This is a genomic window from Thermosipho ferrireducens, assembly GCF_017358165.1.
GTDB lineage: Bacteria > Thermotogota > Thermotogae > Thermotogales > Fervidobacteriaceae > Thermosipho_B > Thermosipho_B ferrireducens.
This window is the reverse complement of sequence record NZ_CP071446.1, coordinates 1773828-1786752: the sequence shown is the minus strand read 5'-3', so window position 1 is coordinate 1786752 and position 12925 is coordinate 1773828. Positions and strand designations below refer to the sequence as shown.

At 35.4% G+C, this 12925-nt stretch carries 16 protein-coding genes; 14 read left to right on the top strand and 2 right to left on the bottom strand.

The window, feature by feature from the left end; translation table 11 throughout:
• The first annotated feature begins 8 nt into the window (after positions 1-8).
• The 8 genes from JYK00_RS08750 to rpoZ all read left to right on the top strand — a co-directional run bounded on the left by JYK00_RS08750 (position 9) and on the right by rpoZ (position 4755).
• Positions 9-230 carry a 4Fe-4S dicluster domain-containing protein gene (locus JYK00_RS08750; protein ID WP_207566521.1) on the top strand — a complete coding sequence of 74 codons (222 nt, stop codon included), beginning with the start codon at positions 9-11 and terminating at the stop codon, positions 228-230.
• A 12-nt stretch (positions 231-242) separates the two neighbouring features.
• On the top strand, positions 243-1301 hold the full coding sequence (locus tag JYK00_RS08745) for a 3-methyl-2-oxobutanoate dehydrogenase subunit VorB (RefSeq protein WP_207566520.1): 1059 nt from the start codon (positions 243-245) through the stop codon (positions 1299-1301).
• Between the two features lie 5 nt (positions 1302-1306).
• Positions 1307-2056 (top strand): thiamine pyrophosphate-dependent enzyme, encoded by a 750-nt coding sequence (locus tag JYK00_RS08740; RefSeq protein ID WP_207566519.1) that lies wholly within the window; start codon positions 1307-1309, stop codon positions 2054-2056.
• Positions 2053-2589 (top strand): 2-oxoacid:acceptor oxidoreductase family protein, encoded by a 537-nt coding sequence (locus JYK00_RS08735; RefSeq protein ID WP_207566518.1) that lies wholly within the window; start codon positions 2053-2055, stop codon positions 2587-2589. The genes JYK00_RS08740 and JYK00_RS08735 overlap by 4 nt, the downstream gene beginning before the upstream one ends.
• Before the next feature lie 146 nt (positions 2590-2735).
• Positions 2736-3611: a YicC/YloC family endoribonuclease gene (locus JYK00_RS08730; protein WP_207566517.1), complete on the top strand. Its 876-nt coding sequence runs from the start codon at positions 2736-2738 to the stop codon at positions 3609-3611.
• A 16-nt stretch (positions 3612-3627) separates the two neighbouring features.
• Entirely contained in the window at positions 3628-3912 is a 285-nt protein-coding gene (locus tag JYK00_RS08725; RefSeq protein ID WP_073072363.1) for a DUF370 domain-containing protein, read from the top strand.
• Between the two features lie 2 nt (positions 3913-3914).
• Positions 3915-4526: a guanylate kinase gene (gene gmk / locus JYK00_RS08720; RefSeq protein ID WP_207566516.1), complete on the top strand. Its 612-nt coding sequence runs from the start codon at positions 3915-3917 to the stop codon at positions 4524-4526.
• 1 nt (position 4527) lies between these two features.
• Complete coding sequence (rpoZ, locus tag JYK00_RS08715) at positions 4528-4755, top strand: DNA-directed RNA polymerase subunit omega (protein WP_207566515.1); 228 nt, start codon at positions 4528-4530, stop codon at positions 4753-4755.
• A gap of 74 nt (positions 4756-4829) precedes the next feature.
• Here the strand turns inward: rpoZ and JYK00_RS08710 are convergent, their stop codons facing one another.
• Both JYK00_RS08710 and JYK00_RS08705 read right to left on the bottom strand, forming a co-directional pair.
• Complete coding sequence (locus JYK00_RS08710) at positions 4830-5834, bottom strand: M42 family metallopeptidase (RefSeq protein WP_207566514.1); 1005 nt, start codon at positions 5832-5834, stop codon at positions 4830-4832.
• Positions 5835-6857, bottom strand: a complete 1023-nt coding sequence (locus JYK00_RS08705) for a M20/M25/M40 family metallo-hydrolase (protein WP_228288155.1) — start codon at positions 6855-6857, stop codon at positions 5835-5837.
• Between the two features lie 506 nt (positions 6858-7363).
• Between JYK00_RS08705 and JYK00_RS08700 the strand changes: the two genes are divergently transcribed.
• The 6 genes from JYK00_RS08700 to pstB all read left to right on the top strand — a co-directional run bounded on the left by JYK00_RS08700 (position 7364) and on the right by pstB (position 12903).
• Positions 7364-8308, top strand: coding sequence for a radical SAM/SPASM domain-containing protein (locus JYK00_RS08700; RefSeq protein ID WP_207566512.1), 945 nt, complete (start codon positions 7364-7366; stop codon positions 8306-8308).
• Positions 8301-9521: an MFS transporter gene (locus JYK00_RS08695; protein WP_207566511.1), complete on the top strand. Its 1221-nt coding sequence runs from the start codon at positions 8301-8303 to the stop codon at positions 9519-9521. The genes JYK00_RS08700 and JYK00_RS08695 overlap by 8 nt, the downstream gene beginning before the upstream one ends.
• A 100-nt stretch (positions 9522-9621) precedes the next feature.
• Positions 9622-10443: a phosphate ABC transporter substrate-binding protein PstS family protein gene (locus JYK00_RS08690; RefSeq protein ID WP_207566510.1), complete on the top strand. Its 822-nt coding sequence runs from the start codon at positions 9622-9624 to the stop codon at positions 10441-10443.
• Between the two features lie 30 nt (positions 10444-10473).
• Positions 10474-11337 carry a PstC family ABC transporter permease gene (locus JYK00_RS08685; protein ID WP_228288154.1) on the top strand — a complete coding sequence of 288 codons (864 nt, stop codon included), beginning with the start codon at positions 10474-10476 and terminating at the stop codon, positions 11335-11337.
• Positions 11334-12179 (top strand): phosphate ABC transporter permease PstA, encoded by an 846-nt coding sequence (gene pstA, locus JYK00_RS08680; RefSeq protein WP_207566509.1) that lies wholly within the window; start codon positions 11334-11336, stop codon positions 12177-12179. Before JYK00_RS08685 ends, pstA begins: the two co-directional genes overlap by 4 nt.
• Complete coding sequence (gene pstB, locus JYK00_RS08675) at positions 12148-12903, top strand: phosphate ABC transporter ATP-binding protein PstB (protein WP_207566508.1); 756 nt, start codon at positions 12148-12150, stop codon at positions 12901-12903. The genes pstA and pstB overlap by 32 nt, the downstream gene beginning before the upstream one ends.
• The last annotated feature ends 22 nt before the right edge of the window (positions 12904-12925 follow it).

Genomic DNA, 12925 nt, shown 5'->3' with positions numbered 1-12925 from the left:
TTGTAAAAATGCCTAAGGTAAAAGGGTACATTGAAATTGACCAGGAAAGGTGTAAAGGGTGTGGGCTCTGTATTCATGCATGTCCAACAAAAGTGATAGATTTTGCAGAAGGTTTCAACACAAAGGGTTATCATCCAGCTGAGGCAAAATACCTTGAAAAGTGTATCGCGTGTGGTTTTTGCTACAGAATGTGTCCTGAAGTTTGTATAACAGTTTATAGGGAAGAGTAAGGAGGGGAAATAATGGAGAAAGTGATGGTTAAAGGAACAGAAGCAATTGGAGAAGCTGCTATTAGAGCCGGATGTAGGCACTTTTTTGGATATCCAATTACTCCTCAAAGTGAACTGCCTGAATATATGTCAAAACGCTTGCCAGAAGTTGACGGAGTTTTTTTACAAACTGAAAGTGAAGTAGCTACGGTGAATATGTTATATGGCGCGGCATGTACCGGGACTCGGGTTATGACATCAACTTCTTCGCCAGGGTTCAGTTTGATGATGGAAGGTGTATCTTACATTGCCTGTGCTCAATTGCCGGCAGTTTTTGTAAATGTTGTTCGTGGTGGTCCAGGATTAGGTGATATCCAGCCAGCCCAAGGTGATTACTGGCAGGCTACTAAAGGTGGTGGACATGGGGATTACAAACTTATTACGTTAGCGCCATCCACCGTTCAAGAAGCAGTTGATTTAACTGTGCTTGCGTTTGATCTGGCGGATAAATACAGAAATCCTGCTTTGATACTCGCTGATGGGCTTTTGGGTCAGATGATGGAACCTGTTGTTTTTCCAGATTTTAGAGATTTGTCGACTCTTCCTGATCATAGCAGCTGGGCAATGACAGGTGCAAAAGGTAGAAAACCTCATTTAATAACATCTTTTGATATAGATCCTTACGTTCTTGAGAAAATGAATCTTGTACTTGTCGAAAAGTATAAAGAGATTGAAAAGAAAGAAATTAGGTGGGAGGAATACAAAACAGAGGATGCCAATATAGTTATTACTGCATTTGGAACTATTGGAAGGATAGCAAAAAGTGTTGTTGATATGGCGAGAAAAGATGGAATAAAAGTAGGACTTTTCAGACCAATTACTGTTTGGCCATTCCCATATGAACCACTTGAGAAATTAGCTGATAAGGTTGATATGTTTTTCGATGTTGAAATGAATATGGGACAAATGTTGGAAGACGTTCTCATAAGTATAAAAGGAAGGAAACCTGTGAAATTTTATTCCAGAATGGGTGGAGTAGTTCCTACACCAAATGAGATTTACGAAGCGTTGAAAAAGGAAATTGGGAGGTGATTTTAATGCAGGTTATTTATAAAAAGCCTGAAGCACTTGGAGAAAAAGAGTTTACATATTGTCCAGGATGTCATCATGGAATTATTCATAGACTTGTTGCAGAAGTAGTTGATGAACTTGGTATAAGAGAGAAAACATTGGTAGTCGCACCTATAGGATGTTCAGTTTTTGCGTATCAGTTTTTTAACATGGATGGTACAGTAGCACCTCATGGTAGAGCTCCTGCAGTTGCTACTGGAATTAAAAGATCAAGGCCGGATTTAATGGTTTTCACATATCAGGGAGATGGAGATTTGGCCGCCATAGGAACAGCTGAAATTATTCATGCTGCAAATCGTGGAGAAAAAATTACGACAATATTTGTGAATAATGCAATATATGGTATGACAGGTGGTCAAATGGCTCCAACAACCCTTCTTGGTATGAAAACTACCACTACTCCATATGGAAGAAAAGCAGAGAATGATGGCTATCCAATGCATATGTGTGAATTTTTGAAAGAGGCTAAAGGTGTAGCCTATCTTGCAAGAACTAAAGTTACAACACCGCAGGATGTGGAAAAAACCAAAAAGGCTATAAAAAAAGCATTCCTTGCCCAGATTAACGAATTAGGGTTTGGAATGGTAGAAATACTTTCAACCTGTCCAACAAATTGGGGTATTGATCCTATAACCTCAATGAAGTGGCTTGAAGAAAATATGATTCCAGAGTATCCCCTTGGAGTCTTTGTGGATAAGGTTGGTGATGAGAAATGAGATTCATTTTTGCAGGTTTTGGTGGACAAGGTGTAATGTTAATGGGACAGATTTTATCATATGCTGGGATGATAGAAGGTAAAAATGTTACATGGATACCTTCCTATGGCCCAGAAATGCGCGGAGGAACTGCTAACTGTACAGTTGTAGTAAGTGATGAAGAAGTAGCTTCTCCTGTGGTGGATAAAGCTGATGTGGTTGTAGCTATGAATATCCCTTCTATGTTGAAATTCCAGAATTTTGTTACAAAAAATGGGTATCTGTTCCTTAATGAATCGGTTATAGATCGAGAACCTGATGTAAAAGATGGAATAAGCATCATAAAAGTTTCGTGTAACGAGATAGCGGATAAACTTGGAAATTTAAAGGTTGCAAATATGGTTATGTTAGGAGCAGTTATTGCAAAAACTGGTATCGTGTCTAAAGAAAGTATAGAAAAAGCTTTCCAGAAGAAACTTACTGGAAAAAAATCTCATCTTATAGATTTAAATAAACAGGCTATTGAAGAAGGTATGAAAATTGCTAAAGGCTAAGCGAGCAGTAGGCGGATGAGATAAAGCCCTCATTATCGGGACCGTTACGTCGGTCCCACCTTTTTTACAGAAAATCTGAGAAATAAGAAAAATTTTTTTGATTTTTGTTGAGAATCGTGTATAATTAATTTACAGGAGTGATAATTTTGCCAAAAAGTATGACGGGGTATGGAAAGTTGGACTATGTGGATGAAAATTACAGAATCTCATGTGAAATCAAAACGGTAAATTCAAAAGTCCTTGATGTTAGTGTTTCTTTGCCTTATTATTTAAGTGGAAAAGAAAATTTGGCAACTTCAATAGTGTCTAAATACGTTAAAAGAGGTAAAGTTCACGTAAAAATTAATACACGCTTTTTAAAGCCAGTTGAGTTAAAGATAGATTTTGCCATGGCAAGGTCGTATTTTGAAGTACTTGAAAGTATAAGAGAGAGCTTAAATATTCAATCTTCAATAAATTTGTCTGATATTCTTGTATTTCGAGAGATCTTTCATTCTGAGCTGGATTCTGATGAAATCGAGAGACTCTGGAATAAAGTTGTTAAAGTTCTTGAAAATACGTTAGAAGTGGTTGATAAGGAAAGGCAAATTGAAGGAGAAAAGTTATCTAAGGATTTAAAAAAGCTGGTAGATAAGCTTATGGATATTTCAAATGAGATAGAAAAATATTCCCATCTTTTAAAGCAAGAAATAGCAAAACGTATAAAGGAAAATGTTGAAGAAATATTACCGGAAAATGTAGAGCTTGATGCAAATCAATTTGAAACAGCTGTGGCTCTAATAGCAGATAAAGCTGATATTAGAGAAGAGATTGTAAGGTTGAAAAGTCATTTAAACAGGTGTAAAGAACTTTTAAACCAAAATAATCCAGTGGGTACTCTCTTGAATTTTCTTTCTCAGGAGATTCATAGGGAACTGAACACTATTCTTTCAAAAAGTCGTATGCTGGAAATTAGTAATTTAGCAATAGATGGGAAGTTTGTAAATTCTCAAATTAAAGAACAAGTACAGAATATTGAGTAATCCGGGAGGTGTTGGTATGTTTGGGCTCATAAATATAGGATTTGGTAATGTTATAGCAGGTGATAGAATTGTCGCAATTGTTAATCCTGAAAGCGCTCCTTTAAAGAGATTGAAAGAGGATGCAAAAGATGAGGGGAAACTTATAGATGCAACTTATGGTAGAAAAACAAGAGCGATACTTATATCAGATAGTAATCACATAATTCTCAGTGCAATTCAACCTGAAACTATTGCTCAGAGGTTTATGCAGTCTTTCTTTGAAATAGAAGAACAGCTTGATAAAATAAGAAGAAAGGGATAGAGATGAAAGGAACGCTTTTTGTAGTAAGTGGTCCTTCTGGAGTTGGTAAAACAAGCATAATTAGTTCTTTGCTAAACAAAATGGATAATCTTGTATTTTCGGTTTCCTGTACGACAAGGCCACCTCGACCTGGAGAGGTGAATGGAGTAGATTATTTTTTTATCGATAAAGAAACTTTTGTTAGAATGCAGCACAATCAGGAATTTTTAGAATGGGCAGAAGTTCACGGAAATTTGTACGGGACGCCAAAAGGATTTGTAGTTGATAATATAGAAAAAGGAAAAAGTATTATATTGGACATAGATGTGCAAGGAGCGTTGCAGGTAAAAAAGAATTTCGAAGAGGCGGTGTTTATATTTGTGGCTCCACCAAGCTACGAGGTTTTGAGAGAGCGTCTTATAAAGAGAGGAACTGAAAGGCCTGAGTCGTTAATGAAAAGATTGGAAGATGCGAAATGGGAACTTTCAAAAATGGTAGAGTTTGATTATCTTATAATCAACGACGATTTAGAGAAATCTATAATGGCAATGAAGTCTATTATAATAGCTGAATCACATAAATTAAGTAGAGTGCTGAAATCAGAGATAATCCGAAAACTTTTTAAGGGGGTATAATATGCAGCCAGTGATTAATTACGATGACTTGATAGAACGAATTCCTTACAAATTTGCAATACCTGTTGCTGCTGCAAAACGTGCAGAGAATTTAAGAGAGTTTGCACAACCATATGTCACAACATGGGATAAAAATTATGTGAGCATAGCTTTAAAAGAGCTTAGTGAAGGATATATAAGAATTAAAAACGAAGAAATTCTGAAAATCCTTATTCCAAATGTAAAATAGGAAAACAAAACAGGTAAAAAAAGGGCATGAAAGCTAAAAATCATGCCCTTTTGTTTATTATCTCTATTTTATTATTATATAGGACTTTTTTCGAGGAATGTTTTAATTAAGAGGTATGTATTATTGTAATCTGAAAGGTTTATTACCGAAAGAGGACTGTGAATGTATCTTGAAGGTATTGAAACAACACCGGCTGGTACACCGTAAATACTTCGAGCATATCTTGCTGCATCTGTTCCCCCGGCTGTTCTTCTTTTATACTGGAAAGGAATGTTGTGCTTTTGTGCTGTTTTGACAAGCGCTTCAAATATTCTATGATCTATTGCATAACCAGAATGTAAAAAAGTTATGGCTGGGCCATCTCCCAGATGTGTGGCCCAATGTTCTTTTTCAAGCTCAGGGTTATCCCCGGCAGTTGTTGTTTCTAAAGCAATTGCAAAGTCGGGCTTTATCTGTTCCGATACTACAGCTGCGCCCCTTAATCCTGTTTCTTCCTGTACAACAAAAGCAAAATATAGGTCATAATCACTCTCAATGTTATTAAAGATAATGTCTAAGAGAATACTGCATCCTCCTCTGTCGTCGAATGCTTTTCCCGTGGCAAAGTTACCAATCTCTCTGTATTTTGTGAGAAACGATACATAATCACCTATTTTTACCTTTTTTTCAGCTTCGCTTTTTGAAGAGACACCTATGTCTATACTGAGCTGAGAATATTCGGGTGTACGTAGATAGTCATCCTTTTGAAGGTGTATGGCTTTATAACCTATGACACCTTTTACTTTATCATTTATTATAACTTTTTTACCTATGATAACTCTTGGATCAACTCCTCCAACGGGAGCAAAAGCTAAACTTCCATCGTCATTTATATTAACTATCATAAGTCCAACTTCATCCATATGTGCATCTAAGACTACTTTTGCTTTCCCTTTTCCTTTTTTATAAGCTATAAGATTACCCATTCTATCTACCCACAACTTATCTACTTTGTCTTTTATTTTCTCTTTTATAAACTCTCTTACTTTCTCCTCATTTCCAGAAACCCCGTTTAATTCAGATAATTCTTTTAAAAACATTTATTGCACCTCCAATTCCATGATAGAGAATGTCATCAACTTTGCGGTGTTTTCTATATCGTTAATAGAAATTTTTTCAACAGGGGTGTGCATATATTTTAGAGGAATTGAAAGCAGTTGCGTTTTTATGCCTTTCCTCACAAGTTGCACAGCATCAGTATCTGTTCCAGAACGTCTTGGTATAGGTTCAAATTGTATTTTTATATTGTATTTTTTAGCAATATCCTGAACATGTTTGTTGAAATCTTTATTTATAACCGGGCCTATTCCAACTGCAGGCCCTTCACCTATCTTTATTTTTACATACCCAGGTACATTTTCATCACCGTGAGTTACATCAATTACAAAAGCATAATCTAAGTCGCAATAATAAGCACTTGTTGGTGCTCCAGGGCCTCCAATTTCTTCCTGTGTAGAGAATATGAAATAAACATCGTATTCGTGTGACATTTTTTGTAAAAGTTCTGCAGTTTTGATTATAGCTGCGCAGCTGGCTCTATTATCTAATGAAGGAGCAAATATAAAGTTATTTTGTTCAAACCCATCAACATCATCTAACGTTACAATATCACCAACCTGAATATCTTTCCAGTTGTCATTTATGCTTATATCAAGAAAAAGTCCATCTAAATCTGGCATTTTTTTTCTTTCAGAACTCTTTTGTAAATGTGGTGCAAGAAAGCCAAATATTCCTGAAAATAATCCTTTCTGTGAGTAAATTTTTGCTCTTTGTCCCGCAATAACTTTTGGATCCCATCCACCTATACTTGAAACGTAAGCGTAGCCTTTTTCATCTATTTTTGAAATTACAAAACCTAATTGGTCTGCATGGGCTAACATTCCTATTTTTCCTTTACCAGTTCCATTTTTTTTGCAAATTAAACTGCCAGTTTTTGTTATATAAGTTTCGTCTACATAGGGGCTCATTATATTTTTAATCTCTTCTATAACTTTGTCTTCATATCCAGATGGTCCATCAATAGATGTTAGTTTCAATACGAGTTCTTTTGTATCCAATGTCATCCCTCCCGTTATAAACGTTTAAAGCATCAACAATTAATTTTAACACAAATTTATAATACTCCAAAGTCTTAAACAGATATGTTTCTGCCAGAGAATGAGGATAAATCTGGCGAGGTTGCCCCCCACCCATGCCATTCCGAGGAGCGGATGCGACGAGGAATCTTAATTTGGCAAGATTGGCGAGATTAGCGAGTGTTAGCGAGATTAGCGAGAGTTGGCTCCCACTCATGTCATTCCGAACCCAGAGGGTGAGGAATCTTAATTTAGCGAGGGCTATTAAAAGATAAGATCCCTCGCATATGCTCGGGATGACAGGGCATTAGCAAGGCTGGCGAAGCCTGTCCTGAGGGACGTAGCGACGAAGGATCTTGCGATGTTGAGAAAAGAGTAAGAGCCTTATATAAAATGGGTAATTTTCATATTTTTTAAGTTCTATTAAAATATCTGATGGTATACTATATTCGAAAAAGGAAAAAGAAAAAGCATAAAGGAGGGAAAAGTTCTTTATGCAAAGACCTGAAATTGTAGAATTTGAGATTACTACTGCATGTAATTATTCATGCAGACATTGTTATTGTAATGCAGGAAAAAAATCGCGATATGAATTGACAACTCAAGAAGCAAAAAAGGTTATTAAAGATTTAGTGGATGCAGGTGTAAAGATTATCGATATTGTTGGTGGCGAACCTTTTTTAAGGCCAGATCTTGAAGACATTATACTTTATGGAAGATCTCTTGGTGCAAGAATGATGATAAATACAAATGGGTCTCTTGCAACCTGGGAGAGGGTGAAGAAATTAAAAGAGATTGATAAAGAAATATTGATAGGTGTTTCTTTGGATGGTCATATAGCGTCGCTCCATGAATTTGTTAGGGGAAAGAATACATTTCAACGAACGATGGAAGGCTTAATGAATTTTCTTAAAGCGGGTTTTGAAGTTACGATTTTACATGTTATAAACGCGAGAAATTATTCATATTTTGAAAATATGGTTTTATTTGCTAAAAAGCTTGGGGTAAATCTTTACGTTGACAGATTTGTCCCCGTTGGCCGTGGAGAACTTTATAAAGATGAACTTCTTCCAACAAGAAAGATGATAAAATATGTTCAGAGCATAATAGATAAATATCGAAATGATGTGGTTTTTTATGTTGAGGAAAATATCAAAGGAGGGCTCTGTACTGCTGGGCGTACCCATGCTTCAATTCTTGTTGACGGAACAGTCGTTCCCTGTGGACACTTTCGATTTGATAAAGAATTTTATATGGGAAATATAAAAAATAAAAGTTTTGGTGAGTTATGGAAATCTTACGATTCTGAAATTCTCATAAAGGATTGCAAAGAATGTTTGTTTTTTAACAAATGTTACGGTGGGTGTAGAGCATTTGCGTATAAGATAAATAAGAAAATCGATCCTATTTTTTGTCTGGTTGGTGATCAAAATGTTTGAAAAAGACATACAGTTTAGAAAATTTCAAATGTATGGTTTTTTAAAGAATCTGAGATTCTTTGAACCATTTCTTATTCTGTTTTTTCTGGAAAGTGGGTTAACTTATTTTCAAATAGGTATATTATTTTCTGTTAAGAGTATTACAACCAATCTACTTGAAGTTCCTACAGGAATAATTGCCGATGTATATGGTAGGAGAAAGTCTATGTTATTCTCAATGGGATCGTATATAATAGCGTTTCTTATTTTTTACTTTTTTCCGGTGTTTCATTTATATATTTTTGCAATGATATTGTACGCATTTGGAGAGGCATTCAGGACAGGTACGCATAAAGCGATGATTTTGGACTATCTTAAAATAAAAAATATGGAAAATTTAAAGGTTCAATATTATGGTGCGACAAGAGCTGCGTCTCAGTTTGGTTCAGCGTTAAACTCTCTGATAGCTGCCACAATAGTATTTTATAGTGGAAATTATAGAGTGATATTCTTTGCTGCTATTGTACCTTACATATTTAATTTTATTAATCTTGCTACATATCCAGCACAGTTAGATGGCACTTTAAGCAAGAAGACCAAAAAGGCAACCTTAAAAGATTTCATAAATGCTGTAGTAAATATTAGAGTCCTCAGGATATTGTTGAACACCTCTTCGTATAGTGCAGTATTTAAGAGTTTAAAAGATTACTTACAACCTATATTGGAAGCATTTGCATTGTCATTGCCTGTGTTCTTATTCTGGGAAGATAAAAAAAGATCCGCTGTAGTTATTGGAATAGTGTATTTTATATTGTATTTTTTAACGAGCATTGCTTCGAAAAATTCCTGGAGAGTAAACCAAAGGTTGAAACATCCTTCAAAAGCCTTAAACACTACTCTGATTGCGGGAGCATTAATTATAACGGCCGCTGGATTTGCGTATAAAATTAATTTGAGTATTCTTTCAATAATATTTTTTATATTACTTCATGTTTTAGAGAATATCAGAAGACCCATTTCTGTGGCATATGTTAGCGATAACGTTGAATCAACAGCTATGGCTTCCGTTTTATCAGTAGAGTCTCAATTCACAACGTTTTTGACTGCAATTTTTTCTCTTATAGCTGGTTATCTTGCAGATAAGTTTGGACTTCCATCGGCCATAATGATCGTTGGGCTAATTCTTTTGTCCCTTTCCATGATTTTAAGAATAAAACCTTCGACTTCCAAATGAGTCTTTCCTCACTTCTTAACATTTCTTAATAAAATATAATAGCTATTAAACAATAATATCCGACAATATAGTCGGCAACTGACTATTTGGAGGTGAGGATATGAAGCAAATTTTTATTCTGGTATTGATAGTTTTTTCAATTTTGTCTTTTTCAAAAACACTTGTGATTAAAGGTTCAAACACGGTTTTTCCTATTGCTCAACTCTGGATTGAAAAGTTTAAAAAAATGTATCCAGATGTTGAGGTTACTTTAGAAGGTGCGGGATCTTCCACAGGTATAGCAGCTTTGTTTAACGGAACAGCAGATATTGCTAATTCAAGCAGGTGGTTGAAAGAAAAGGAACTTAAAAAAATGAGTGAAAAAGGAAAATATTTTATCCCCATTGTGGTTGGTTATGATGGAATAGCAATAATTGTTAATCAAGAACTTAATATAAACGAGATATCTCTGGAAATTCTTTCGAAAATTTATACGGGAAAAATAAGATACTGGAATCAGGTTAATCCAAATTTGCCTAAGAAAAGAATAACAGTATATTCAAGAAATACTGCTTCGGGCACTTATGAAACATTTGAAAAGAAGGTTCTCAATAATTTGAAAATGGCTCCATGGGTGAGATTAGTTGAAAGTACTCAGTTTGAAATAGAAAGTGTTGCAAAAAATCCTTATGCAATAGCTTACGTGGGAGTGGGTTATGTTACGGAAAAGGTCAAAGTATTAAAGATTGGAGGAGTACTTCCTACAAAATCAAATATACTAACAGGAAAATATCCCATTTCAAGGCCTCTTTTCATGTTTATTGATGCGACAAAAGGATATCCTGAATCTGGTGTAATTAAAAATTATATTACCTTTGCTCTTTCTAAAGAAGGACAGGAATTGGTGGAAAAGGCAGGGTACGTTGCGGCTTACGGGTTCTAAATAGCAACACTTTAAAGGAGGGAATTGCATTTGCAAAGGAAATTAGGATATTATTTTCAAACTTCATTGATTTTCGTTTTGGCGGCCACAGCCACAGTGGCGCTGTTTTTTCTGATTTATTTTATGATAAAAGAATCATATCCTGCTTTTATAACTGTTGGAAAGGAGATATTTACAAGTACCAACTGGTATCCTACAAGTTATGAAGCAGAGTATGGAATGCTTGCAATGATAGTTGGGACATTTCTTTTGACACTTTTTTCCTCTCTTATTGTTTTGCCTCTGGGGTACTTTATAGCGTTGTATCTTCATACTTATGCATCTTCCTGGGAAAAAAATATTATTAAGTCAGGTGTGGAATTGTTATCTGGTGTTCCTTCAGTAATAATAGGCGCTTTTATTTTAATGTATATTTCCCCGATCCTTATTTATTTTGATATATGGTCAACTGAAAATTTTCTTTTAGCATCAACTGGGTTAATATTTTTGTCTCTTCCTTATGCAGTTTCGCTGATGACGGAAGCTATGGATGCAGTTGATCGCTCACTTGAAGAAAGTTCATTAGCACTTGGTGCGACTAAATTTATCACGACATTTAAAATTACCACACGGGCTTCTATTTCTGGACTTTTTAATGGGGCTGTTCTTACAGTAAACAGGATTATAGGCGAAACCATGGTTGTGTTGCTTGTTGGAGGTGGGGCTGCAATGATACCTCGATCTTTATTTGATCCTGTGAGACCGTTAACAGCGGTAATTGCAAGTGAAATGGGAGAAGTTGAACTTGGAAGTATGCATTATCATTCATTATTTGCTGCTGGGGCGATTTTGCTTGGAATTTCAATAGTACTAACATGTATTTCAAGGAAATTAACAAGAAGGTGGTCGATTTGAAAAAAGATATTATTTTTACAATAATTTTGAAAAGTTTATCTTATATTGTTTTAACAATAATAGTATTATTTTTTGGGCTGGTAATTATAAGTGGTGTAAAGTACTTCACACTTTCGTTTTTCACTCAATGGCCAAGTAATGGAATGAAAGAAGGAGGAATTTTTCCCGCGATATTAGGAAGTTTGTTGATGGTTTCGTTAAGTGTTTTATTTGCTGTTCCATTGGGGATTATAACAGGTGTTTTTCTTTCTGAGTATGGAACAAATAAAATAGCTCGTTTAATTGACATTTCTGTTACTTCACTGAGTGGTGTTCCTTCGATAGTTTACGGTCTTTTCGGGTTGTCTTTGTTTGTGATTACGATGAACTTTAGAACGTCGTTACTTTCTGGAGCATTAACTCTTTCATTGTTGATTCTACCTGTTATCGCTTCGGCAAGCGCAGAAGCGTTAAAAAGCTTACCAGAAGAATTGCGGGAATCTGCGTATGCCCTTGGTGCAAGAAAAAATGAGGTAATATTTAAGGTGCTTATCCCCGCAGCTAAGAAAAGAATAATTACAGCATCTCTTGTGGGAAGTGGGAGAGCTATTGGTGAAACTGCACCAATTATGTTAACAGGAGCAGTGTTTTACGCCACTCAGTTACCTAAAGGACTATTTTCACCTGTGATGACCCTGCCCACGCATATCTATTACATTGTGGCTGCTTATGGTGAAAGTGCTCAGTGGATGGCTAAAGCATCTTCTGCAGTTCTCATGGTGTTTGTCTTGATATTATATTCAATTGCATTTTTAATCAGGAGGGATGCAAGTGGAAAAAATAATAGAAGTAAAGGATTTTAGTGCATATTATGGAGATAAAGAAGCGGTGCGTAACATTACAGCGGATTTTTGTAAAAATAAGATAACAGCTATTATTGGTCCATCTGGGTGTGGTAAGTCTACACTTTTGAGATCAATAAATAGAATAAACGATACTATTCCAGGTTTTAGTGTAAAAGGAAAAATATATTTTGAAAACAAAGATATATATTCAGAGGATATAGACGTTACTTTGTATCGAAAACGGGTTGGGATGGTTTTTCAGAAACCCACACCGTTTCCAATGTCTATATTTGATAATGTTGCTTTTGGTCCAAGACTACATGGGATAAAAAATAGAAAAAAACTTGAAGAAATTGTGGAAAGGTCATTGAAACAGGCCGCACTCTGGGATGAAGTAAAAGATGAACTTCATAAACCGGGGACAGCTCTTTCGGGTGGTCAGCAACAAAGGTTATGTATAGCAAGAGCTCTTGCAGTTGAACCCGAGGTTCTTCTTCTTGACGAACCTACGTCTGCTCTTGATCCAATAGCTACTCAAAAACTTGAAGTACTTTTAGAACAACTTTCTGAAAATTATACTATAATAATAGTTACCCATAACATTGCTCAGGCAATCAGAATATCTGATTATTTGATTTTTATGTACAGAGGGGATTTAATAGAATCTGGTGAAACAGCCGAAATTATTAAAAAACCAAAAAATGAACTTACTGAAATGTATTTAAATGGAAAGATAGGATAATCAAAAATACGTAATTCTGGCA